21 protein-coding genes are annotated in these 25,050 nt (G+C 55.0%); 10 read left to right on the forward strand and 11 right to left on the reverse strand.

Going from position 1 to position 25,050, the window contains the following annotated elements:
* Positions 1-45: 45 nt before the first annotated feature.
* A complete protein-coding gene (gene ispH, locus H3L94_RS09915; RefSeq protein ID WP_182121886.1) occupies positions 46-975 on the reverse strand; it encodes a 4-hydroxy-3-methylbut-2-enyl diphosphate reductase in 930 nt (309 codons plus the stop codon).
* A gap of 22 nt (positions 976-997) precedes the next feature.
* Entirely contained in the window at positions 998-1,510 is a 513-nt protein-coding gene (gene lspA, locus H3L94_RS09920) for a signal peptidase II (RefSeq protein WP_182121887.1), read from the reverse strand.
* A gap of 170 nt (positions 1,511-1,680) precedes the next feature.
* Between lspA and H3L94_RS09925 the strand changes: the two genes are divergently transcribed.
* A complete protein-coding gene (locus tag H3L94_RS09925; RefSeq protein WP_009118919.1) occupies positions 1,681-1,887 on the forward strand; it encodes a (2Fe-2S)-binding protein in 207 nt (68 codons plus the stop codon).
* A 62-nt stretch (positions 1,888-1,949) separates the two neighbouring features.
* On the opposite strand, the gene H3L94_RS12655 is transcribed toward H3L94_RS09925, so the two are convergent.
* Positions 1,950-2,129 carry a lipoprotein signal peptidase gene (locus tag H3L94_RS12655; RefSeq protein ID WP_244958896.1) on the reverse strand — a complete coding sequence of 60 codons (180 nt, stop codon included), beginning with the start codon at positions 2,127-2,129 and terminating at the stop codon, positions 1,950-1,952.
* A 19-nt stretch (positions 2,130-2,148) separates the two neighbouring features.
* The gene (gene mtrR / locus H3L94_RS09930) at positions 2,149-2,802 is read right to left on the reverse strand and encodes a multidrug efflux system transcriptional repressor MtrR (RefSeq protein ID WP_182121888.1); all 654 of its coding nucleotides are present in this window, start codon (positions 2,800-2,802) and stop codon (positions 2,149-2,151) included.
* A gap of 302 nt (positions 2,803-3,104) precedes the next feature.
* On the opposite strand from mtrR, the gene H3L94_RS09935 reads away from it, so the two are divergent.
* From H3L94_RS09935 to efeB, 9 genes are all read left to right on the forward strand, one after another.
* A complete protein-coding gene (locus tag H3L94_RS09935; RefSeq protein ID WP_182121889.1) occupies positions 3,105-4,322 on the forward strand; it encodes an efflux RND transporter periplasmic adaptor subunit in 1,218 nt (405 codons plus the stop codon).
* Positions 4,323-4,334: 12 nt separating this feature from the next.
* Positions 4,335-7,544, forward strand: a complete 3,210-nt coding sequence (locus H3L94_RS09940) for an efflux RND transporter permease subunit (protein ID WP_182121890.1) — start codon at positions 4,335-4,337, stop codon at positions 7,542-7,544.
* Between the two features lie 121 nt (positions 7,545-7,665).
* Entirely contained in the window at positions 7,666-9,087 is a 1,422-nt protein-coding gene (locus tag H3L94_RS09945; RefSeq protein ID WP_182121891.1) for an efflux transporter outer membrane subunit, read from the forward strand.
* Between the two features lie 286 nt (positions 9,088-9,373).
* Entirely contained in the window at positions 9,374-9,607 is a 234-nt protein-coding gene (gene rpmB / locus H3L94_RS09950) for a 50S ribosomal protein L28 (protein ID WP_040660207.1), read from the forward strand.
* A gap of 31 nt (positions 9,608-9,638) precedes the next feature.
* Positions 9,639-9,794 carry a 50S ribosomal protein L33 gene (gene rpmG, locus H3L94_RS09955; RefSeq protein WP_009117634.1) on the forward strand — a complete coding sequence of 52 codons (156 nt, stop codon included), beginning with the start codon at positions 9,639-9,641 and terminating at the stop codon, positions 9,792-9,794.
* A gap of 214 nt (positions 9,795-10,008) precedes the next feature.
* Complete coding sequence (locus H3L94_RS09960) at positions 10,009-11,463, forward strand: alanine/glycine:cation symporter family protein (protein ID WP_182121892.1); 1,455 nt, start codon at positions 10,009-10,011, stop codon at positions 11,461-11,463.
* Positions 11,464-11,766: 303 nt separating this feature from the next.
* On the forward strand, positions 11,767-12,624 hold the full coding sequence (gene efeU, locus H3L94_RS09965; RefSeq protein WP_182121893.1) for an iron uptake transporter permease EfeU: 858 nt from the start codon (positions 11,767-11,769) through the stop codon (positions 12,622-12,624).
* Positions 12,625-12,637: 13 nt separating this feature from the next.
* A complete protein-coding gene (gene efeO / locus H3L94_RS09970; protein WP_182121894.1) occupies positions 12,638-13,804 on the forward strand; it encodes an iron uptake system protein EfeO in 1,167 nt (388 codons plus the stop codon).
* Between the two features lie 117 nt (positions 13,805-13,921).
* Complete coding sequence (gene efeB / locus H3L94_RS09975; RefSeq protein WP_182121895.1) at positions 13,922-15,214, forward strand: iron uptake transporter deferrochelatase/peroxidase subunit; 1,293 nt, start codon at positions 13,922-13,924, stop codon at positions 15,212-15,214.
* Between the two features lie 262 nt (positions 15,215-15,476).
* Here the strand turns inward: efeB and H3L94_RS09980 are convergent, their stop codons facing one another.
* From H3L94_RS09980 to H3L94_RS12660, 7 genes are all read right to left on the reverse strand, one after another.
* Positions 15,477-16,019 (reverse strand): carboxymuconolactone decarboxylase family protein, encoded by a 543-nt coding sequence (locus H3L94_RS09980; protein WP_182121896.1) that lies wholly within the window; start codon positions 16,017-16,019, stop codon positions 15,477-15,479.
* 895 nt (positions 16,020-16,914) lie between these two features.
* Positions 16,915-18,537, reverse strand: a complete 1,623-nt coding sequence (locus H3L94_RS09985; protein ID WP_220457305.1) for an ATP-binding protein — start codon at positions 18,535-18,537, stop codon at positions 16,915-16,917.
* Between the two features lie 60 nt (positions 18,538-18,597).
* Positions 18,598-21,465 (reverse strand): DUF3418 domain-containing protein, encoded by a 2,868-nt coding sequence (locus tag H3L94_RS09990; protein WP_182121897.1) that lies wholly within the window; start codon positions 21,463-21,465, stop codon positions 18,598-18,600.
* Positions 21,466-21,650: 185 nt separating this feature from the next.
* On the reverse strand, positions 21,651-22,061 hold the full coding sequence (locus H3L94_RS09995) for an SRPBCC family protein (RefSeq protein ID WP_085417670.1): 411 nt from the start codon (positions 22,059-22,061) through the stop codon (positions 21,651-21,653).
* A gap of 85 nt (positions 22,062-22,146) precedes the next feature.
* Positions 22,147-23,544 carry an ATP-dependent RNA helicase HrpA gene (gene hrpA, locus H3L94_RS10000; RefSeq protein ID WP_182121898.1) on the reverse strand — a complete coding sequence of 466 codons (1,398 nt, stop codon included), beginning with the start codon at positions 23,542-23,544 and terminating at the stop codon, positions 22,147-22,149.
* Positions 23,545-23,846: 302 nt separating this feature from the next.
* Positions 23,847-24,734 (reverse strand): lysophospholipid acyltransferase family protein, encoded by an 888-nt coding sequence (locus H3L94_RS10005; RefSeq protein ID WP_182121899.1) that lies wholly within the window; start codon positions 24,732-24,734, stop codon positions 23,847-23,849.
* Between the two features lie 62 nt (positions 24,735-24,796).
* Complete coding sequence (locus H3L94_RS12660) at positions 24,797-25,048, reverse strand: hypothetical protein (protein ID WP_425325919.1); 252 nt, start codon at positions 25,046-25,048, stop codon at positions 24,797-24,799.
* Positions 25,049-25,050 lie beyond the last annotated feature (2 nt).

The raw sequence follows: 25,050 nt of genomic DNA on the forward strand, positions 1-25,050 counted from the left end.
TACCTGAAAGCCTTTCAGGTAGCCTCTTGCATATCCATAAGGCAATCAGCGCAGCTCTTTCGGCAGCACAAACACAATGCTTTCCGCCTCGCCCTCGCCTTCGATAACCGCTTCGTGCCCCCAGCCGCGGATGGTGGCGATCACTTCCTGCACCAGCACTTCCGGCGCCGACGCGCCCGCGGTCACGCCCACGCGGTTTTTGCCGGCAAACCATTCGGCTTTCAGGTAGCCCGCATTGTCCACCATATAGGCATCCACGCCGCGCAGGGCGGCCACTTCGCGCAAACGGTTGCTGTTGGAGGAATTGGGCGAACCCACCACTATCACGATATCGCAGTCGGCCGCCAGTTGCTTCACCGCTTCTTGGCGGTTGGTGGTGGCGTAGCAGATGTCTTCTTTATGCGGGCTGCGGATGTGCGGGAAACGGGCTTTCAGCGCTTCAATGATGTCGCGCGTTTCGTCCACCGACAAGGTGGTTTGGCTTACATGAGCCAGCTTTTCGCTGTCGCGCACGGCCAGCTTGGCCACGTCTTCCACGGTTTCCACCAGCAGCATGGCGCCCGGCGACAGCTGGCCCATGGTGCCTTCCACTTCGGGGTGGCCGGCATGGCCGATCATGATGATCTGATAGCCCTGCTCGTCCAAACGCGCCACTTCTTTGTGCACCTTGGTGACCAGCGGGCAGGTGGCGTCGAACACGCGGAAACCGCGTTCGGCGGCTTCCTGCTGCACGGCTTTGGATACGCCGTGGGCGGAATAAATCAAGGTGGCGCCTTCGGGCACGTCGCTCAATTCCTCAATGAACACCGCGCCTTTTTCGCGCAGATTGTCCACCACAAATTTATTGTGTACCACTTCATGGCGCACATAGATGGGCGCGCCGTATTCCTCCAGCGCGCGCTCGACAATATTGATGGCGCGGTCCACGCCGGCGCAAAAGCCGCGCGGATTGGCCAGGATAATGGTTTTGCTCATTGATATCGGATCCGTGTGTGTTTCAGGTAGCCTGTTGCCGCTTTTCCCGACGCGCCTCTTGGACACCGGCCCACACAAACAGGGCGGCACCGACGCAGATAAAGCTGTCGGCAATATTGAAGGCGGGGTAATAATGGTTGCGCCAATACACCAGCAGGAAATCGACCACATGGCCGTAAAGCAGCCGGTCGATCACATTACCGATGGCCCCGCCCATGATCATGGCCGCCGCCCAAGCAGACCATCCGCGAAACTCGCGCTTCAGAATATTGCGGCCCAAATACAGGCAGACAACCACGGCGAAGCCGGTGAAAAAATATTTCTGCCAGCCGCCGGCATCGGCCAGAAAACTGAACGCCGCGCCGGGATTGTAAACGTGGGTCAAATCAAAGAAACCGTTAATCACAGGCAGCCGCGCCTGAAACGGAATATGGTTCAACACCATGATTTTGGTGATTTGGTCGGCCGCAACGGCCAAGACGGCCAAAACAAAATACGGCCACAAAGGCGGGCGGGAAACGGTGGAGTGACTCATGAATGCGGTATCGCCAAAAAAGGAAGCGCATTCTACTATAAAGTGTCGGTCGGGTCTGCCCGGCACTCCGGAACAAGGAGGCTTGCGCGCGAATTTATTTTTGATTATGATGCAGGAACGAAATTTATTCTCAATTATTTGCCCGTCCATCGGGTTTTGTGGAGAAGATCATGTTCGTCTGTGTCTGCAACGCCATTACCGACCGCCAAATTCAGGAAACCGTGGCCGCCGGCGCCACCACCTTGAACGACCTGCAAAACAGCTTGGGCGTGGCCACCTGTTGCGGCTGCTGCGCCGATTTGGCCTCCTCTTACCTGAATGCCAACCATGCCGACGGCCAGCTGAACGCCGGCGGCAGCATCAATCTCCAACGCTGACCCGGCCCGATGGCCGGCAGCAGCATTTAACCGCTTGCAAGCAAAAATAAGCGCGCCGCCTGTTAAACCGACAGGCGGCGCGCCACATTGACAGCTTGAGACCTTTGCAAAACCCCCAGATGTGGATGCAGTTCAAGGCGTAGCAGCGCAGTAAGTGCAGACATATCATATAGATAGGTAAGCGAACGAGCAGCGCACAACGCAGAAATGCGCCGCAGATGGGGGTTTTGCAAAGGTCTCAGCCCACAGCAAGCCGTCCGCTCAACTGCTTTTTTTCCCCTTCTCCGGCAACAAAAACTCAGGGCTGCTCTGCAAAGAAGCCATGGCCGAACGGATGATGCGCGGTGCGGTTTGGCTGACGGAAAACTGCTCGGGCATATTCATCCAAATATCAATCAGCCCGACGATAACCGACATCATATAAGTGACGGCCAAACGGCGGTCCAAATTTTCCGGCAGCTTTTTCTGTGCCAAACTCAGTTCCAGCACTTGGCAAAGTTGGCGCTGCCACATGTCTTGGTAACTGCGCATGATTTTGACGATGGAATGGTTCTGCTCGGTATATTCGCATTTGGTATGCAACACGTTGCAGAATTTTCGGAATACTTCGTCCGACTCCAAACGCACGAAAATATTGATGGTGGCCTCTTCCCAGCTTTGCCAAATATCCGGCGAGCCGCGCTCGATGTCTTCGGCCAATTGGGCGGAAATCTCGGTAAACATCTGCTGAAAGAGACTCTCGAACAAATCTTCTTTATTCTTGAAGTGCCAATAGAGCGCGCCTCGGGTGACACCGGCATTTTGCGCAATCTCGTTCAAAGAAGAACGCGTCATGCCGCGCAAATAGAAGGTATCTAATGCTGCTTTCAGCAGGTGCTGGCGCGTTTTTTGGGCTTCGATTTTGGTTTTTCTCATGGCTGTGCCAAACTCGTTTGGTAGTGGTTCACGGAATTGTGTCATGCACAGCCTGCCTTGTCCAAACCGTTTCGCCCAAACGGCCAACGCGCCGTCGCGCCGCTGCCACACCTGAAGAATTGGCGTGGCAAAGCATACATCGTTGTATGTATAATGCGCCGGCTTGATTTTTCAAACGGCTGCCCCGAACCGCCCGGGGCGGCCTAAACCGGTTTGGCCGCACCTTTTTCAGGTAGCCTGACCGGCAAATCTTTCCAATCCGAACTGTTGCGGAACAACTGACATCAACAAGGTAATCAAACATGGCATACATCAAACCGTTTGGACAATCCGCTGTGCGTTGGCACATTTTGGCCGTGGCCGCCGCGCTGACTTTGGCGGCCTGCGGCGGCGATAAAAAGGCGCAGCAGGGCGAGAAAAAACCGCCGGTGGTCGGCGTGACCACCGTTAAGGCCGAAGACATCACCGTCCGCACCGAATTGCCGGGCCGCTTGGAACCGCACCGCTCTTCGGAAGTCCGCGCCCAAGTCAGCGGCATTATTTTGCGCCGCCTGTTCCAGGAAGGCAGCCATGTGCAGGCCGGCCAAGTGTTGTACCAATTGGATGATGCCGCCTATGCCGCCGGTTTGGAAAGCGCCCGCGCACAGCTGTCCTCCGCCGAAGCGGCGCTGGCCAAAGCCAATGCCGACCTGGCCCGTTACCGCCCGCTGGTAGAGGCGGATGCCATCAGCAAACAGGAATATGACGCCGCCGTGGCCGCCAAACGGGCGGCCGAAGCCAATGTGAGCGCTGCCCGTGCCGCCATCCGCTCGGCGCGGGTCAATGTGAACCATGCCCGCATCACCGCGCCGATTTCCGGCTACATCGGCCGCTCCGAAGTATCGGAAGGCAATTTGGTCACCGCCGGCGGGGCAACCGTACTGGCCAGAATCCAGCAAACCCATCCGATGTATGTGAATGTCACCCAATCGGCTGCCGAAACCATGAAGCTGCGCCGTGAAATCGCCGAAGGCCGCATGGTGGCGGTTAACGGCGCGGTGGAAGTGGACATCCTGCTGGAAGACGGCAGCGTGTATCCGCAAAAAGGCCGTCTCTTGTTCGCCGACCCCACGGTAGATCAAAAAACCGGCCAAGTGGCTTTGCGGGTAGAAGTGCCGAACGAAGACAACATCCTGCTGCCCGGCCTGTATGTGCGCGCCAGCCTGCCGCAGGCGCAAATCAACCGTGCTTATAAAGTGCCGCAACAGGCGGTTACCCGCGGCAAAACCGATACCGTGATGGTGGTCAACGCCGAGGGCAGCCTGCAACCGAAACTGGTCACCATTTCCGGCCAAGACGGCAGCCATTGGATTGTGACCGACGGCCTGCAGGACGGCGACAAAGTGGTGGTGAACGGCACCATGATTGCCGGCATGCTCGGCGCGGAAAAGGTACAGCCGCAAGAAGTGGGCGCGGCCTCCGAACCTGCGCTTCAGGTAGCCCCCGCCTCCGACGCCCAAGCCGCATCGGCCGCAAAATAAAGGGGCAGGCACATGGCTAAATTCTTTATCGACCGCCCGGTGTTCGCCTGGGTGATTTCCATCTTCATCATTCTGGCCGGCGTGTTTGCCATCAAAAAACTGCCGGTGTCCCAATATCCTTCGGTGGCCGCCCCCACCATCACGCTGAACGCCACTTATCCCGGCGCGTCTGCCCAAGTGATGGAGGACAGCGTATTGGCGGTCATCGAGCGCAGCATGAACGGCGTGGAAGGGCTGGACTATATGTCCACCTCCGCCGACTCCAGCGGTTCCGGCTCGGTTACCCTCACCTTCCAGCCTGATGTGGACGAAGACTTTGCACAAATGAATGTGCAGAACAAACTGTCCGAAGTGCTGTCCACCTTGCCGGCCACCGTGCAGCAATATGGGGTAACCGTTTCCAAATCGCGCTCCAACTTTCTCATGGTCTTGGCCATTTCTTCGGAAAGCCAAGACTTGTCCGAAATGGCCGACTACACCCAGCGCAATATTGTGCCGGAGCTGCAACGCCTAGAAGGCGTGGGCGCGGTGCGCATGTTTGCCGCCCAGCGCGCGATGCGGGTATGGGTGGATCCGGCCAAACTGCAAAGTTTCAATCTGTCGTTTGCCGACGTCTCCGCCGCCATCAGTTCGCAAAACGCCCAAATTTCCGCCGGCTCGCTCGGCTCTCTGCCGGCGGCCCAAGGTCAGGCCATCACCGCCACCATCACTGCGGAAGGCCAACTCAGTACGCCTGAAGAATTCGGCAACGTTATACTCAGAAGCACCGGCAGCGGCGCCAATGTTTATTTGCGCGATGTGGCGCGGGTGGAAATCGGTTCCGAAAGCTACAGTTCGGGCACCCGCCTCAACGGCCGGCCGATGGTGGGCGTGGCCGTGATGCTGTCCAACAGCGGCAACGCCACCGCCACCGCCAAACTGGTGCGCGAGCGCATGGAAAAGCTGCAGGCCTTCTTCCCCGGCGACATGAAATGGTCGGCCCCCTACGACACCTCCACCTTTGTGGACATCTCCATCAAAAAAGTGGTGTACACCTTGGGCGAAGCCATGCTGTTGGTATTCGCGGTGATGTTTATTTTCCTGCAAAACATCCGCTACACCCTGATCCCCACTATTGTGGTACCGATCTCCCTGCTCGGCGCCTTTGCCGGCATCTACTACTTGGGGATGTCGATCAATGTGCTGACCATGTTTGCCATGGTGCTGGTGATCGGCATTGTGGTGGACGATGCGATTGTGGTGGTGGAAAACGTAGAGCGCATCATGGCCGAAGAAGGCCTGCCGCCGCTGCCGGCCACCCGCAAAGCCATGGGGCAGATTTCCGGCGCCGTGATCGGCATTACCGCGGTGCTGGTATCGGTGTTTATCCCGCTGGCTTTTTTCAGCGGCGCCACCGGCAACATCTACCGCCAGTTCGCCCTCACCATGGCGATTGCCATCGGCTTCTCCGCCTTCCTGGCGCTGACGCTCACCCCCGCCTTGTGCGCCACCCTGCTCAAGCCGATACCCAAAGGCCACCATGAAGAGAAAAAAGGCGTCTTCGGCTGGTTCAAGCGCATGACTGAAGGTTTTTTCGGCTGGTTCAACCGCAAATTCGACCGCATGACCCAGCGCTACTCCACCCGCGTGCAAAGCCTGTTGCGCCGCAGCGGCCGCATGATGCTGCTGTGGGTGGCGATGACCGCCATCGGCCTGTTTGTGTTCACCCGCATCCCCACTTCCTTCCTGCCTTCTGAAGACCAAGGCTACATCATGGTCAGCATGCAGCTGCCGGCCGGCGCCTCCAAAGAGCGCACCGACGCCACCATTGCGGCTGTGGAAGGCGTGCTGCGCGACACGCCCGAAGTGCAGGACATGATCACCATTTCCGGCTTCAGCTTCTTCGGCAGCGGCCAAAATATGGCCATGGGTTTCGTGATGCTGAAAAACTGGGACGACCGCCCCGGCATCGCCAGCGAAGCCTCGATTGTTTCCCGCATCATCACCGGCAAGCTGATGATGAGCGGCGCGGTAAAAGACGGTTTTGCCATTGCCGTCAACCCGCCGCCCATCAGCGAATTGGGCAACAGCGGCTTGGAGTTTTACCTGCAAGACCGCAACAACTCCGGCCATGACGCGCTGCTGAATGCCCGCAACCAACTGCTGGCCAAAATGCGCGGCAACCCCATGTTTACCGACAGCCGCGCCTCCGGCTTGGAAGACTCGCCGCAGCTGAAACTGGAAATCGACCGCCACGCGGCCGCCGCACAAGGCATCAATATGGCGGCCATCCGCACCACCTTGGCAGCGGCCTTGGGCGGCGCCTATGTCAACGACTTCCCCAATAAAGGCCGTTTGCAGAAAGTGATGGTACAGGCCGACGTGGCCACCCGCATGCAGCCGGAAGGCATTCTGGCCCTGACCGTACCCAACGGCGAAGGCACCGCCGTGCCCTTGTCCACCGTGATGAAGGCGGAGTGGACCACCGGCATGGAGCAAAGCACCCGCTTCAACGGCTACCCCGCCATGGCCTTGAGCAGCGGCGTGGGCAGCGGTTACGCCAGCGGCGACGCGATGGCGGAAATCGAACGCCTGGCTGCCGAACTGGAAGGCGGTTACAGCGTGGAGTGGAAAGGACAGGCGCGCGAACAGGCCAAAGGCTCCACCCAAACCACTTTGCTGTACGCCTTCGCCATCTTGGCCGTCTTCCTGGTATTGGCGGCTCTGTATGAGAGCTGGTCGGTGCCCTTGGCGGTGATTCTCGTGGTGCCCTTGGGCTTCCTCGGCATCGTGCTCGGCGTGGCCGGCCGCAATCTCGTCAACGGTACACTGGGCATTCCGATTTTCTACCTCAACGACATCTATTTCCAAGTCGGCCTGATTACCGTCATCGGTTTGAGCGCGAAAAACGCGATTCTGATTATTGAGTTCGCCAAAGACCTGCAGGCCCAAGGCAGAAGCGCCTTGGAAGCGGCGGTAGAAGCGGCGCACCTGCGTTTCCGCCCGATTCTGATGACTTCCTTCGCCTTCATCTTGGGCGTGGTGCCGCTGTACTTCGCCTCCGGCGCCAGCTCGGCCAGCCAACGCGCCATCGGCACCACCGTATTCTGGGGCATGAGCATCGGCACCCTGCTGTCGGTATTCCTGGTGCCGGTGTTTTATGTGGTGGTGCGCAAGCTGTTCCCGGGCAAGCCCCGTACCGACGGCATCACCAGCGCCGATCAGCCCCACCGGCCACATTAAAACCACGGTTGTTCAGGTAGCCTTCCGCTGCATACCAAAGGCTACCTGAAAGCTTTAACACCTATGGTTTCAGGTAGCCCGCCCTGAATGGAGGCTACCTGAAACCCCCGGAAATGCATTTATGAAAACCTTATCCGCTCCTTTATCCGCCGCCCTGGCTGCCGCCGTTCTCTCGGCCTGCACGCTGGCGCCCGATTACCAACAGCCCCAAGTGGAGGTGCCCGCCACCTTCCGTTACGACTACGCCGCCGGCCAAACACCGGCTGCCGCCGTCGGCTGGGCCGACTACTTCGCCGACCCGCGTCTCCACAGCCTGATCGAGCTGGCACTGGCCAACAACCCCGACTTGCGCATGGCCGCGCTGAACACCGAAGCCGTCCGCGCCCAATACGCCATCACCCGCTCCGCCTCCCTGCCCGGCCTCAACGCCACCGCAGCCGGCAACCGCGCGCGCATCGCGCAAGACCTCAGCCCCAGCGGCCAATCCTATATCGCCGCCTCCTATTCCGTCGGCCTGGGCGTGGCCGCCTACGAACTCGACCTGTTCGGCAAAGCCCGCAGCAACAATCAGGCCGCCCTGCAAGGTTATTTCAGCAGCCAAGCCGCCCGCGATGCCGCCCAGTTGAGTCTGGTGGCCGCCGTGGCCAAAGCCTATTTCAACGAACGCTATGCCGAAGAATCCATCAAGCTGACCGAACAGGTGCTGCAAAGCCGCCAGGAAAGCTACCGCCTCTATCAGCTGCAACACCGCGCCGGCGTGATTTCCGCCGTGAATCTGCGCGAAATGGAAGCCCTCATCGAATCGGCCAAGGCCGACCATGCCGCCGCCGTGCGGGCGCGCGAACAGGCGCGCAACGCCTTGGTGGTGCTGATCAACCGCCCGCTGCCCGATCATCTGCCGGCCGGCTTGCCCTTGTCGCGCCAATTCCGCATCAGCCGCCTGCCCGCCGGACTGGTCTCCGAAGTGATGCAAAACCGCCCCGACATCCGCGCCGCCGAGCACAATCTGCGCCAAGCCAACGCCAACATCGGCGCTGCCCGCGCCGCCTTCTTCCCCAGCATCAGCCTCACCGGCAGCATCGGCACCGGCAGCAACGATTTGGGCAATCTGTTCAGCGGCGCCAACCGCACTTGGGCCTTCTCGCCCACCATCCACCTGCCCATCTTCAACTGGGGCCGCCTGAGCGCCAGCTTAGACGTGGCTCAAATCCGCCAGCATTCCGCCGTGGCCGCCTACGAAAAAGCGGTGCAATCGGCTTTCCAAGACGTTGCCAATGCCTTAGTGGCGCGGGAAACCCTGCAGCAGCAATATGAAGCCAACCTGCACACCCAAAAAGCCTATAACGACCGACTGCGCCTGATCCGCCTGCGCTACCGCCACGGCGTTTCCAGCTCGCTCGATGTTTTGGATGCCGAACGCAGCAGCTACGCCGCCGCCGACGCCGTGTTGGGCAACCGGCTGAAGATGTTGGAAAACCTGGCCGATCTGTATAAAGCCTTGGGCGGCGGCCTCGAGCAGCGCAGCGCCCCAAGCGCCCAATAGGCTGAGACCCTTGCAAAACCCCCATCTGCGGTGCATTTCTGCCTTGTGCGTTTAGGCCCTATGGTTACTGCTCGCTCGCTTGCCTTGCACGGCATCCACATCTGGCGGTGTTGCACAGGTCTCAGGCTACCTGAAAACGCTCGGCGTACGGCGTTGTTTGTTAAACGCAACAATTTCCGGCCGCACCATGGCGTTTTCAGGTAGCCTCATCGTCGCCTGCTTGAATCCGATATGTTTTTTATGGTATAAACCGCGTTTTACTTTTTTAGAAGTTTGGAGATTAACCATGGCACGAGTTTGCAAAGTGACCGGCAAGCGCCCGATGTCCGGCCACAACGTATCACACGCCAACAACAAAACCAAACGTCGTTTTTTGCCGAATCTGCAAACACGCCGTTTTTGGGTTGAAAGCGAAAACCGCTGGGTGCGTCTGCGCATTTCCAATGCCGCCCTGCGCACCATCGACAAAGTCGGCATCGACGCCGTTCTGGCTGACCTGCGCGCTCGCGGCGAAGCTTAATTTTCACCCTTGCCCCTAAGGAAACAGAACAATGCGCGACAAAATCAAATTGGAATCATCTGCCGGTACCGGTCACTTCTACACCACGACCAAAAACAAACGCACCATGCCCGGCAAACTGGAAATCAAAAAATTCGATCCGGTTGCCCGTAAGCACGTGATGTACAAAGAAACCAAATTGAAATAATCCTCTTGGATTCAACCGAGCCTCCGCCATGCGGAGGCTTTTTCGCGGCCGGATTTCCCATCCTACACCTATGTAAAGAAAACGCAGGCAGCGATTAAATTGGATTAAAATCCGCCCGTTTGAAACCATGTGGACCGCATCGCCGCCAAACGGCCCAAGTCAACGGCCCGCAACAGCATCACAGCATGACAGACAATCAAAAGGACCCCTTTAGATGACAGACGAATTCATCCCGTGGCTGACCGCTCAAGTCAACAAGCTCAACGGATTGCTATGGAACGAAGTGCTGATTATTCTGCTAATCGGCACCGGCCTCTTTTTCACCCTCTACACCGGTTTCGTGCAAATCCGCATGTTTGCGCCCAGCGTGCGCGAGATGCTGGGCGGACGGCATGCCGAAAAAGGCGCCCAAAGCATTACCCCGTTTCAGGCCTTCGTGACCGGATTGGCCAGCCGCGTCGGCATGGGCAACGTGGTCGGCGTCTCCATCGCCATCACCTCCGCCCGCAACCCCGAACTGGGGCTGACCGGCGCCGGCGCGGTGTTTTGGATGTGGATCACCGCCTTGGTCGGCATGAGCTCGGCCTTTGCCGAATCCTCGCTGGCCCAGCTGTTTAAAGTGCGCGACGCCGAAACCGGCCGTTTCCGCGGCGGCCCGGCCTATTACATCAGCCAAGGCCTGAAACAAAAATGGATGGCCGTGCTCTTCTCTTTGAGCCTGATTGCCACCTTCGGTTTCGTGTTCAATGCCCTGCAGGCCAATGTGATTGCCGATGCCGCCCAGCTGGCTTGGGGCATCGACAAACCCATGATGGGCGGCCTGCTGGTTTTGGCCACTGCGCCGATTATTTTCGGCGGCATCAAACGTGTGGCGCAGATTGCCTCCGGCCTGGTGCCGTTTATGGCGGCCTTATGGCTGTTGATCGCCTTGTATGTGATCATCACCAACATCGGTGAAGTACCGCGCGTATTCGAATTGATCGTCAGCGAAGCGCTGGACTTCCGCTCCGTCGGCTCCGGCTTCTTGGGCGGCCTTATTTCGATTGCCATGATGAACGGTGTCAAACGCGGCCTTTATTCAAATGAAGCCGGCATGGGTTCCGCCCCGAACGCCGCCGCCGCCGCCGACACCAAACATCCGGCCAGCCAAGGCCTGATTCAGATGCTGGGCGTGTTTGTGGACACCCTGATTATCTGCTCCTGCTCGGCCTTCATCATCCTGCTGGCCGACAATCTGGATCCGGCCCTCAAAGGCGCTCAAATCACCCAAGCCGCCCTGCAACAACAAATCGGCAGCATCGCGCCGCATTTGCTGGCCGTTTTGCTGTTCCTGTTCGCCTTCACCACCATCATCGGCAACTACGCTTACGCCGAGAGCAATGTGCAATTCATGCGCAACAACCCGACCGTGGTGCTGATTTTCCGCCTGCTGGTATTGGGCATGGTGTTCTTCGGCGCCGCCCAAGAGCTCGGCCTGGTGCTGGACTTGGCCGATTTGTCGATGGGCATCATGGCGCTGATCAACCTGATCGCCATCCTCTGGCTATCGCCCTACGTGAAGCTGCTGCTCACCGACTACCGCAACCAGCTCAAGCGCGGCAAAACGCCGGAATTCAAAATTGCCGAACACCCCGGCCTAAACCGCAAAATCAAATCCGATATTTGGTAAACCCTGCGGTACAACAGGCTACATGAAAAGCCCCCATGCTTTTCAGGTAGCCTTTTTTTTGCAAACAAACCTCATGGCCCCCTTTCTCACCGCTTCACCGACTCCGCACCATCTCAGTTTTCTGCGCCCGGCATGATATCTATCGGCCACAGTCACCACCCAGCCGGTTGCAACGCAGCTCCCGCTCATCCTGATTCATCCATATCGCTTTTATCGCTCAAGCCCGTAATACATTTGAAAATAATTTGCATTCAATATATTTAGAGTTCTATAATCAAATCTTCGTTCACAAGGACTCCGCCCATGCTGATCGCCCTACTGATCACCCTGCGCGAAGGCATAGAAGCTGCCTTGATTGTCGGCATCGTGGCCGGCTTTTTAAAGCACTCCGGCTACACCCACCTGATGCCCAAAGTTTGGCTGGGCGTGGGCCTGGCGGCTTTGTTGTGTGTTGGTTTGGGCTGGGTCATCCACCGTCAAACCGGCGAAATCCCTCAGAAACAGCAGGAATTGGTGGTCGGCCTGATCGGCTTAGTGGCTGTCGGCCTGCTCACTTATATGATTTTATGGATGCAGAAAGCCGCCCGCTCCATGAAACAAGAGCTGCAGCAGTCGGTTCAAACCGCCTTGCAACGCGGCAACGGCCACGGCTGGGCTTTGGTGGGCATGGCCTTTTTGGCCGTGGCGCGCGAAGGTTTGGAAAGCGTGTTTTTCCTACTCGCCGTTTTCCAGCAAAGCCCAAGCTGGCATATGCCGCTAGGCGCGGTTTGGGGCTTGGTGCTGGCCGTCGTCATCGGCTGGCTGATTTATCAAGGCGGCATGCGCATCAATCTGGCCAAATTCTTCCGCTGGACCGGCGTGTTCCTGATTTTTGTGGCCGCCGGTTTGTTTGCCGGCGCCTTCCGCGCCCTGCATGAAGCCGGCGTTTGGAATCTTTGGCAGGTCAACCCGTTTGATTGGTCTTCTCCGATGCCGCTGGATTGGTCGGCCTATCTGCACGAAGACAGCCCCTTGGGCGTGTTGCTGGGCGGCTTTTTCGGCTATACCCATCACCCGCTGCTCAGCGATTTCGTGCTGTACTTCGCCTACCTGATTCCCGTTTTATACCTGTTTTTACGCGGCAGCCGCCCGGCGGCCGCCTCTCCTGAACCTGTCCGATAAACATGAGGTTTGTATGAAAACACTGAATCTGACCGCCTTGGCCGTGCTGGCCGCCTTCGGCCTGAGCGCCTGCCAACCGCCCGCCGCAGAAAAACCCGCCGAAACGCCGGCCGCCTCAGGCGCCGCCGCCAATGCCGACGGCAGCGTGAATATTGCCGTAAACGACCAAGCCTGCGAGCCGATGGAACTCACCGTGCCCAGCGGCGAAGTGGTGTTCCAAATCAAAAACAACAGCGGCCGCAAGCTGGAGTGGGAAATCCTCAACGGCGTGATGGTGGTGGACGAGCGCGAAAACATTGCCCCCGGCCTGTCCGACAAAATGACGGTTACCCTGCTGCCCGGCGAATACGCCATGACCTGCGGCCTGCTCAACAATCCGCGCGGCAAACTGACCGTCACCGACAGCGGCTTCAAGCAAACCGCCGGCGAAGCCGATATGGAAAAGCTGGCCCAACCTTTGGCCGACTACAAAACCTATGTTCAGGCCGAGGCCGAACAGCTGGTCAGCAAAACCGGCGCTTTCGTGGCTGCGGTGAAAGCCGGCGAAATCGACAAAGCCAAAGCCATGTTTGCCGATGTCCGCACCCACTACGAGCGCATCGAACCGATTGCCGAGCTGTTTAATGAGCTGGATCCGGCCATCGACGCGCGCGAAGACGACTACAAAGCCGGCCCCACCGACCCCGAATTCACCGGTTTCCACCGCATCGAATACGCCCTGTGGATTGAAAAATCCACCGACGGCGTGAAAGACATTGCCGACCGTTTGGAAAGCGATGTGAAAAAACTGAAAGCCGAAATCGACGTCCTCACCTTCCCGCCCAGCAAAGTGGTGGGCGGTGCAGCCGTGCTGATTGAGGAAGTGGCCGGCAGCAAAATCAGCGGCGAAGAAGACCGCTACAGCCACACCGACTTGAGCGACTTCAACGCCAACGTGGAAGGCGCCATGAAGATTGTCGATTTGTTCCGCCCCTTGATTGCCGAGAAAAACCAAGCCCTGCTCGACAAAGTGGACGCCAACTTCAAAGCGGTCAACGACACGCTGGGCAAATACAAAACCGCCGACGGCTTTGCCACCTACGACAAATTGAGCGAAGCCGACCGCAAAGCCTTACAAGCGCCGATCAACGCCTTGGCAGAAGATTTGGCCCAATTGCGCGGCACCTTAGGATTGAAATAATCTGTGCCCCCGCTTTTCAGGTAGCCTGGCCGACACCATCAGGCTACCTGAAATCCTCCCCACCCGGCCAATCCTCCCCGTAGCGGATTGGCTGTTTTCTTTCACGCCAACACCACCATGAACACACCCGAATCCCCCTCCAAACGCCAACTCTTCAAAACCGTTGCCGCCGTTGGCGCCGGCGCCGCCATCGGCGCGGCCGGCGGCTTGATGTGGCCGCGCGAGCGTGACGAAACCACCCAGCATTCGGCCACACCCGTCGGCGACGCCCGCAACAGCGAACACTCCCCCCACCGCTACGACTGCTACGGCACCCATCAGGCCGGCATCACCACGCCCCACCAACAATTCGGCATCATGGCCGCATTCGACGTGCTGGCCAACACCCCGAAAGAATTGGAAACCCTGTTCCGCACCCTCACCGCCCGCATCGAATTCCTCAGCCAAGGCGGCGAGCTGCAAGACGGCGACGCCAAACTGCCGCCGGCCGGCAGCGGCATCCTCGGCAAAATCATCCGCCCCGACGGACTAACCGTTACCCTCAGCGTGGGCGCCTCATTATTTGACGAGCGTTACGGCTTGGCGGCGCACAAGCCCAAACACCTGCAGGAAATGAAAAGTTTTCCCAACGACAAACTGGCCGCCGAGTGGTGCGACGGCGACATCAGCCTGCAAATCTGCGCCTTCACCCCCGAAACCTGCCAAAACGCCCTGCGCGACATCATCAAAAACACCGCCCAACTGGCTGTGATCCGCTGGTGCATCGACGGCTTTCTGCCCAAATCGCCGCCCGGCTCCGCCGCCCGCAACCTGCTCGGCTTCCACGACGGCTCGGCCAATCCCGACGTGAGCCGCTCCGAAACCGCCGATGCGGTTGTGTGGACCGGTGTGGCGGAAAACAGCTTGGACGAACCAGCCTGGGCCAAAAACGGCAGCTACCAGGCCGTGCGCCTGATCCGCCACTTCGTCGAATTTTGGGACCGCACCCCGCTGCAGGAGCAGGAAACCATTTTCGGCCGCGAAAAATACAGCGGTGCCCCCTTGGGCATGAAATACGAGCACGACGCCCCCGACTACGGCAAAGACCCTGCCGGCGGGGTGATTCCCAAAGACAGTCACATGCGCCTGGCCAACCCGCGCGATCCTGAATTCCTCAAGCGCCACCAACTGTTCCGCCGCCCCTTCAACTACTCGCGCGGCCTCGCCAAATCCGGCCAGCTCGATGTGGGCTTGGTGTTTATCTGCTATCAGGCCAACCTGAGCGACGGCTTTATCTTTGTGCAAAAACTGCTCGATTTCGAACCTTTGGAGGAATACATCAGCCCCTTCGGCGGCGGCTATTTCTTCACCCTGCCCGGTGTTGCCAAAGGCGGCTTTCTCGGCCAAGAACTGCTGGCCTTAGTACGCTAAGCCGGCAACGGCAAACCGATGGCCAAACACGTCCCGCCCTGCGTTCACCAGAGCGGGATGAAAATCCATACCAAGCGGAGCACAGTGCCCGCAATCGCTGGTTAAACCTCTGCGGGGCATGGATTTCACGTTTCAGGCTACCTGAAAGCACTGATCCAACTTATTCGAAGCGCTGAGCGCACGCCCCGTTTCGCCCACTCAAAGATAAGGCCGTCTGAAAAAAATCTTTCAGACGGCCTCTTCAAACAACCCAACAACTTGATCAAGCAAAAGGTTGCAATTGCTCGTTGATTTCCGTGCGTGCCAGATTATTCGCATAATTGCACAAAGTGGCCAACGCCACGCCCAACACCACTTCCAAAGCCTGTTGCTCGTTATACCCCGCATCAAAAAACGCCTGCAACTCGGCATCGCCCACATTGCCTTTGTTTGCCATTACTGCTTGGGTAAACAAGGCCAAGCGGTTGAGCTTGGGGTCTGCCAAGGCCTGCGTATTGCGCAAAGCCTCAATCGCTTGCGGGTCGAGCAAATTCTTTTTCGTACTCAAAGCAGTATGCCCTGCTTTGCAGAAACCACACTCATTCAGCACCGCCGCCGTAATCTGCACCACCTCTCGCTCGCCCGCAGTCAGGCTGGTGGTGGCATTTAATGCACCCACTTCCTGATACATCGCCAAGGCCGCCGGCGCATTGGCCAATACGCCAATCAGGTTCGGCAAAAAGCCGTTGTTTTTCAGAGCCGTTTCCACACGACCTTTTGCCGCCTCAGGTGCGGATTCGACACTATGCACAGTTAAACGGGCCATGATTTCCTCTCCGGTTTTTTCAATTAAAAAGCCATTCTAGCAAGGCTACCTGAAAGACTGAAATAACCGTAAGCAATATCGAACAAAGGAAAAATTATATCTTGGCAGCGGTATCTGCTTAGATTGCAGGTAAGACAAGGCCGTCTGAAAAGCTGATGGAAAGTGTTTTCAGACGGCCTTAAAACTGTAGAAATTAACAGCGTTGTTTACACTTTTTGTTTTTTGCATGAAGACCCATTTTGGGATTTTTGAGGGTTGTCAAGAATGCCGATAGGCACGGCGAAGCCGCGTAGTTCTTGATAATGCTCAAAAATCACGAAACAATCATTTCCGCAAAAAACAAAAGCTGTTTAGCATAAAAAGTGTAAACAACCCGACCTTTTTCAACACCACCCACAGATCAATTGCCGCATCATGACTGGTAGGGTGTGTGGCGTAAGCCACGCACGCGATTATAAGAAGTGCAAACAACGCGTGCGTGCCGATGGCACACACGCTACATACAGGCTACGCTGGCTGTATTATAGGGATTGTTGATGTAAATCTGTAATTAGGTCTTTTGCAGAAAAATTACCAAGATTTTCTCGTCGAGTTTTGAGATTTTCTAATAAATAACCATTTATTAAATCAAATTCATCTAATAATGAATACCAATTTTTTACATAGCACTTAAATCTATCATCATCCGTTACCAACCCAGGCTCTAATTTATTTTTTAAAGAATTAATGCGTCCACGAATTTCAGTATCTGAGCTTGATATTTTTCTACCAATAAGAATTAACTCAAAATATAAATTTTCACTACTAAATTCAGGGTGATTTTGTAGTATCCTTTTATAGTCATCTAACTGTCTTAGATGAGTATAGTTTAAAGCAATTGAGGGGCGCTTAATTTCTATAATAATACATCTAAAAATTTTTTTCCTGTTGGCGATACAAATGGAACCTTTCGTGCTAAAAATAAATCTACTTGCCTTTGAATTCCTTCTAGTTCTTCTGTATCAAGATTTTCACCATCTAAATCCTCTTGAGTTACTTTCCTAAAAATATCTGGCACCGTATTCCTCAAAGAATAAGCATTTTTTGTAAAATTATCTTCTTCTGCCCCAATAGTTTCATAGGCATTTCCAAACAACCAGGTATTATTTTCTATAATTCCTTGAAGGTCAGGAGTTTCCAAAACTTCTTTATAATGAATATTCATAATTTCTCTTAACTTATGAACAACATTTTCTCTACGTTGCAAAATTTCTATTGTGCTAATAATATGCTCTAGTTTAGATTTGGAAATTTGTTGCGCTAGTTTTTTAGTATTCTCTTGATCTAAGTTTAAAACATTTTCAATAATATCAATTAATCCATCATTTTCATTTGAAATAGATAATCTATCAAGTAATTGAATGATAATTTTTTGCTGCTTTTTGTTTAAATTACTGAAAATTTTAGGATCTGCCAAATATAATTCACGTACTAACTGTTTAGTGTTTTCTTTACGCCATTCTTTTTGTTCAATACTCAAAATATCTTTATAGTCGGGAAAGATACCATTCTTTTCAAATTGGGCAATTTTTTCCTCAACAATAGATTTTAGAAAATCATTGTATATTTTCCTTGTAAATTCAGTACATTCACTCTCTACTTTTTTCCATGTCTCTGACAATGGAGTGTAAATAGGTTTTTCTGATAATAAATCATTACCGTGAGTCGAGAAGTTATCAGCCCATTTTGAAATAATATATATACTGATGTAAAAGTCAGGTTTTTTATTAAAACTACTCAACTTTTTATAAACAACTTTATCGTAACTATTCAAAAGGTAAATATATGACTTCTCTGATGTAGGCTTCTTATCCCATAAAAAAAGTTTAACCTCAAATTTATGTCCATCAATTAAGATTTGATGAGTAAATAATTCATGCGAAGGCGCTTTAATTACATTAGAGCCAAGCTTTAGGGTATGCGTATCATGTAGCGCAAGGAACCAACCAAACTCAATAGATAGTTTCTCTATTAATTGTTTGTCGTCTATACTAACTCTCGGAAATATTTCATTCAATTCAACACATGTTCCAGTATTTTTATTTTTTAAAGATAAATGTTGAGTAGTGTCTTGTAATTCAATCCAAGGACATTGGATAAGATCGATACTATTAATGCTAATCCTAGCTTGCTTACCAAATTTATTCTTGGTGTACCAATCAGCCTTGTTTGCAAGCTTATGAAAAGCCAAGCGTCCTCTACCACGAGACCCATGTTGTTCAACATTGTCTTTTTTGGAAGAATCATTAAATTTACCAAAATTGTCCTGAATGTTATCTATATCGATACCAATCCCATCATCAAGCACTGTTACTGCCTGTAAACCATCCAGTTTACTTCTAGTTAAAATAATATCAACATTTTTAGCTTTGGCATCGAAACCGTTCCAAGCTAGCTCAATTATAGCTTGTTCAGGCTCTGTATTTTTGAAATGATTTTGTACTCCCGAATGAGTAATTTTCGTTTCTAATTTGTTCATAGGTATTCTCCTAGTGATTTTAAATTCATGAGATTCTACCTTTAAAAGAGTTGTCAGTGTTTATTTGACATTTTCCCATTCCTTCATCAACCTCTTCACCGACACCGGATACGGTGTCTTCAACTCCTGTGCAAACAGCGATACGCGCAGTTCTTCCATCTGCCATTGAAATGCTTTCAGGCCGTCTGAAACGGGTTGGTTTTGTTTGGCCAGCGATTCTACTTTTTCCCGCCACATCTGTTCCAATTCCTGAATATCGGCTTCGCGCGCTTGGTCGCGGGCGGGGTTGGTACTGTATTTTTCCATGCGCAGGGTCATGGCTTTGAGGTAGACGGGTAGGCGCGGCCATTGGCTCCAGAGGGTGCGGCCGGCGAATCCGGCGGACAGCAGGGTTTGGGTGCGTTCGCGCAGCAGGTGGGTGAGCGGGTGTTTGCCGAGTTTGCCGTTGAGTTCAGCGTAGGCGGCGGCGGTGTCTTGCAGGTAGCGGCTCATGGCTTCTTTGACGGCGGGCAGGCGGCTGCGGGCGCGTTTGATTTGTTCTTTGAAGGCTTTTTCACTGCGGGGCAACTCGTCGTCGCCGATAAAGGCGCGGTCGCAGATGGCGGCGGTGAGGTCGTCGCGCAGGGTGTCGGCGCTGATGTGTTTGAGCAGCATAGCGGCTTGGGTAAAGCCTTGTATGCCTTTGTTGAGATCTTTCATGTGCTCTTTGAGCTGGAGCTGCATAAGAGTGATCACGCCTTGCCGGTGGGCTTGTTCGGCGGCTTCGGGGGTGTCGAACAGGCGCAGGGCGATGGTGTTGTTTTTTTCTTTTTGCAGGCCGAGATAGCCGGTGAGCTGTTGTTTGCCGCGGGCGAATTTGATGCTTTCAGGTAGCGTGCCGATGTCCCAGTTGGTGAGGTTGTCGCGCTCGAATTCTTGGGTGTTGTCGCGGAAGGTTACGGCGGCGGCTTGGCCGAGCTCTTGTTGGAGTTTGGCTAAATCGCGGCCGGTGGCAAGCTCTTGGCCGCCGTCATCGATGATGCGTAGGTTGAAATAGCAATGCTCGGGCAGTTTGAACGCGCTCCATTCGTCTTGGTTGATTTGCTCGAGCAGGCGCATGTTGCCGGCGGTTTTGGCGATAAAGCGGGCAAGCTGGGGGATGATCGGCTCTTGGCGGTTGGGATTGCTTTCTAAAAATTGTGTGATGAAGTCGGGCACGGGCACGCAGATGCGGCGGATTTGTTTGGGCAGGGCTTTGATAAGCAGTTGCAATTTTTCGCGCAACATGCCAGGCACGAGCCATTCGAGCGCGGGGGCGTGGAGGCGGTTGAGCACGGTGAGCGGCAGGGTAAGGGTTACGCCGTCGAGTGGGTGGTGCGGCTCGAAGCGGTAGCTGAGTTTGAATTTGCCGTCGCTGTTTTGCCAATGGTGGGGGAACTGGGCTTCGGTGATGTGCGCGGCGGCGTGCTGCATGAGGTCTTCGCGGGTGAGAAACAGCAGGCGCGGGTTGTCGCGCTCGGCGGTTTTGAGCCAGCTTTGGAAGGTGCGAATGTCGGCAAGGGGCAATGGGTTTTTCAGACGGCCTGTGTGATGCGGGCTACCTGAAAGGCCGTCTGAAACGGGGGGATTTTGAGTGGGTCGGATATTGGTATCCGGTATCGTATCTGCCTTTGTTTTTATCGTGTTGTCGGATTCAAGAATCCGACCTACGTTTTCAGACAGGCCTATGTTGTCGGGCAAGGAGGCCCGACCTACCTTTTCAGACGGCTCGTAAAACTGCGGTAAACGCTGATTGTAAAACTCAAACAAGGCTTCTTCGTCCACCAACACGTCCTGCTTGCGCGACTTGTGTTCCAACTCACTGATTTCTTTAATCAGTTTTTTGTTGTGGATAAAAAAGGCCGTCTGAAGATTGCATTCCTGCGCCACCAATGCGCCGCGGATAAAAATTTCGCGGGCTTCTTCGGGGGCGACTTTGCCGTAGGCGACTGGGCGGCGCGGCAGCACGGTAAGCCCATAGAGGGTAACGCGTTCGCTGGCGACGACTTCGCCGCGTTTCTGCTCCCAATGCGGCTCGAAATAATGGTAGCGCACGAGGTGCGGGGCTTCCTGTTCGATCCATTCGGGCTGGATGGCGGCGACATCGCGGGCATAAAGGCGGGTGGTTTCGGTGAGTTCGGCCGCCATTACCCACTTGGGTTTGGACTTGAACAGGGCGGAGGCGGGGAACAAATGAAAGTGCGCGCCGCGCGCGCCGGTGTAGTCATGGCCGTCGGGCGATTTCATGCCGACATTGGCAATCAGGCCGGTCAGCAGGGCGCGGTGGATTTGTTCGTAGCCCGCTTCTTTAGCGGCACGGATGTGGGCGCGACGCTGTTTTTTATCCAGTTGTTTTTGTTTGAGTTTGGCTGATAAATCTTGATCGCCGGTGTTTTTCCCCAAGGGACTTCCTGCGGTCGCAGACGGCAATTGCGGTTGTGCAGGAGGCCGTCTGAAAGCCTGCTCTTTGGTGGTCAAACCCATTTCCACGGCAATGTCGGCAAGCTGGTGGTGCAGTTCGCGCCACTCGCGCATCCGCAGGTGGGAAAGGAAATATTGGCGGCACCATTGCACCAGTTGCTTGTTAGACAAACCTTTGTCGCGCTCGCGCTGGAAGCTGTCCCAAATATTGAGGTAGGCGAGGAAATCGGACTGCTTGTCGGTAAAGCGTTCGTGCGCCTTATTCGCCGCCTCGCGGGTTTCGAGCGGCCGCTCGCGCGGGTCTTGAATCGATAGGGCGGACACGATAACAAGTATTTCCGCCATACAGTCGTGCTTTTGCGCCGCCAGCAGAATGCGGGCAACCTTCGGGTCGATGGGCAGCCGCGCCATTTGTTCGCCGAGTTTGGTTAGGCGGTAACGGTTGCGGGGTTCAAGCAGGCTTTTTGTGTTGGCTTTCGTATCTTGCATAATTCGTAGATCGGGCATTTATGCCTCACATTGCGTTGTATTTCTGAATGTTGTCGGACATGAATGCCTGACTTATGTAATGTGTTGTGCCGGCTCAGATATTTCCGGTATGTGGATTGGGTTGAAAACCCAACCTTTCAGGCAGCCTCTAATTTTATTGGGTTTGCAACCCAAGTTACACGCGACTATGAGCTAGCTTCTTCACAATTTAATGCTTTCTTTAAATCTTTAAAATACAATTGCTGTTGCTTCCTCAAATATAACCCTACAAAAAGCTTAAATATGAATTTTTTAGACACAATATTTTCGGTAAAATCTAAAGTTGTTCTATCTCCATGAGAATAAAATTTCCCTGTCCAATTTCCTTTGATATTTTCATTTTCTATTTCAAATGCCCAACTTTGATTTTGAATACATTCTGTAACTTTAAAATATGTTTCAGTTCCATCTTTAGAAATTTCCACAAATTTATTCTCATCTATAATTCTTATACTTATTAAATCACTCCGCCAAGCAAAATCATTTAAATCAGTTACCTTATTCCACACTTTTTCAATTGGGCATAGAAGAGTAACCTTTATATTAGCAGTCGCCATACTGTTATCCTTTTCATAACGATTTAATTTTTTTTCATTACTATAACAAATATAACCATGCTACATTTTACTGTCTGAAGCATTTTCAGACGGCCTCTTCCACCGCCCCCAACTCCAACAACACCTGAAAACCGTCATTAATATAACGCTGGTCGGGCGCTTCCAGAAACGGGAAAGCGGCCACATCGCCCAGTTTCAACGCGGCCATGCGCAGGATGACTGCGGCCAGATTGCTGCGGATGATTTCGGGGTCGGTAAAGGCCGGGCGGGTGTTGAAATCGTCTTCGCTGTACAGGCGCACGGCTACGCCGGCGGATACGCGGCCGCAGCGGCCGGAACGCTGGCGCGCGGCGGCTTGGGAGATTTTTTCTACATGAAGCTGCTCCACTTTGGCGCGCGCAGAATAGCGTTTTACCCGTGCCAAGCCGGTGTCGATCACATATTTGATGCCCGGCACGGTGAGCGAGGTTTCGGCCACGTTGGTCGCCAGCACGATGCGCCGTTTGCTGCCGCTGGGGTGGAAAATTTTGTGCTGTTCGGCGTTCGACAAGCGGGCAAACAGTGGCAGGATTTCGTCATCACGGCGCAGTGGCGATTTGCGCAGGGCTTCGGCGGCCTCGCGGATTTCGCGCTCGCCGGGCAGGAACACCAGAATATCGCCGTCGCCCAGCCGCGCCAGTTCGTCGGCGGCATCGACAATCGCGTCGGTCAACTCGATTTCCGCTTCGTCTTCGTCTTGCGAATGCAGCGGGCGGTAGAGAATGTCGACGGGGAAGGTGCGGCCGCTCACTTCCAGCACCGGCGCGTTGTTGAAATGTTTGGAAAAGCGTTCGGCATCAATGGTGGCCGAGGTGATGATGACTTTCAAATCGGGGCGGCGCGGCAGAAGCTGTTTCAGGTAGCCGAGCAGAAAGTCGATGTTGAGGCTGCGTTCGTGCGCTTCGTCGATAATAATCGTGTCGTAAGCGGTGAGATAGCGGTCGGTTTGCGTTTCGGCGAGCAGGATGCCGTCGGTCATCAGCTTCACATAGGCATCGCGCGAGGTGTTGTCGTTGAAACGCACTTTGTAGCCGACGGTTTGACCGATGTTGCCGCCCAATTCTTCGGCAATCCGCTCTGCTACCGAGCGCGCCGCCAACCGCCGCGGCTGCGTGTGCCCGATCAAACCCGCCGTGCCGCGCCCCAGCTCCAAGCAGATTTTCGGGAGCTGGGTGGTTTTGCCCGAACCGGTTTCGCCGCAAATAATGGTTACTTGGTTGTTTTGAATGGTGGTTTTGATGTCGTCCAAACGATCGTGCACCGGCAGCGTGCCGTCATACTGCGGCTTGGGCAGCGCGGCTTGGCGTTTTAAAAACGTGTCGTGCGATTTTTGGTATTTTTTCTGCACGGCTTCGATGCCGCCGAAGCGTTTGGGGTTTTTGAAGGCGTTTTGCAAGAAATGGCGATCGCGGGAGAGCGTTTGGGTAAAGTCGGGCTGCTGCATGGTGCGTGTAAAAGTCTAGGTAAAACAAAGGCGGGCATGATAACACAGGCTACCTGAAAAACCGTTTCAGGTAGCCTTGATTGGGGCCATCAGATAACTTGCTGCCGACAACACTTGAGCCATGCAAGCAGGCCGAGACCTTTGCACCCCCCCAGATGTGGATGCAGTTCAAGGCGTAGCAGCGCAGCGAGTGCAGACATATCAGACAGATAGGCAAACGAGCGAGCAGCGCACAACGCAGAAATGCGCCGCAGATGGAGGGTTTGCAAAGGTCTCAGGCTACCTGAAACCTGTTGCGGTTTTCAGGTAGCCTGCCCTTCGTCGGTCGGACGATGCGGGGCGCCGGCAGGGTGTTTGTAACGGTTGTAAGCAAACAGATATTGCGCGGGGAAACGGCGCACCCAGGCTTCCACATTGCGGTTGATGATTTCGGCATCGTGGTGTTTGTCCCCGTTGAGGCTGCCCTGCAAAGGCTCGATGTGGAGGGCGAAACCTTCGCTGTGCGGCAGACGCCGGCCGCAGAAAAACAGGGTACGCACGTTTTTTACCTGTGCCAGCTTGGCCGCCAGCGTCATGGTGTAGGCGTAGCGACCGAAAAACGGCACCCACACGCCGTCGCCATTTTCATCGGGCACGTGGTCGGGCAACACAATGGTGGCCTCACCTTTGCGTAGGGCTTGGATAATCTGTTTGACGCCCTGCATATTGGTGGGTGCGGTGCGGCCTTTGTCGCGCACCCGGCCGGCCTGCATCACGGCATCCAGCGCTTTGATTTTGGGCGGCTTATACATGGCGGTCAGCGGAAACGGCAGGCGGTGGCTGAGGTAGCGGCCGGCCAAGTCGTAACTGCCCAAATGCGGGGTAATCAGCAGCAGGCCTTCGCCGGCATCGAGGGCGGCTTGCACATGCTCCCAGCCGTGCACTTCGCGAAACAAGGCGGCAATGTCGGCGGGCGGGCGGAAAAAGGCAACGGGCAACTCCAGCGCGCCGCGGGCGGTTTCCCGAAAAACCGATTGGACCATGGCCTTATCTGCTATAATCCCGGCCGCTTGCAGATGGCGGCGCACCCGCCGCCGGTCGGCCGGCGACAGCCAGTAAAACAGGCGGCCGGCGATGCTGCCCAAGATGTGCAGCACGCGCAAAGGCAGCGCAGAAAGAAAACGGCACAATAAAAAAATCAGGGTTTGCATCACACAGGCGACCACTCATGAAGAGGCGCCATTGTAATGGAAATTCCCCACCATCCAACAGGCTACCTGAAACCGAACGGCTTTTCAGGTAGCCTCATCCACGCCGCCCTGCCCCGTTTATCGGCCCGAGACCTTTGCAAAACCCCCAGATGTGGATGCAGTTCAAGGCGTAGCAGCGCAGCGAGTGCAGACATATCATATAGATAGGCAAGCGAGCGAGCAGCGCACAACGCAGAAATGGGCCGCAGATGGGGGTTTTGCAAAGGTCTCGGCCCGAACAGCCGGCCATATTGATGTTTATCAGCGAAAGTCATGC

Source organism: Neisseria shayeganii (assembly GCF_014054965.1).
GTDB classification, from domain to species: domain Bacteria; phylum Pseudomonadota; class Gammaproteobacteria; order Burkholderiales; family Neisseriaceae; genus Eikenella; species Eikenella shayeganii.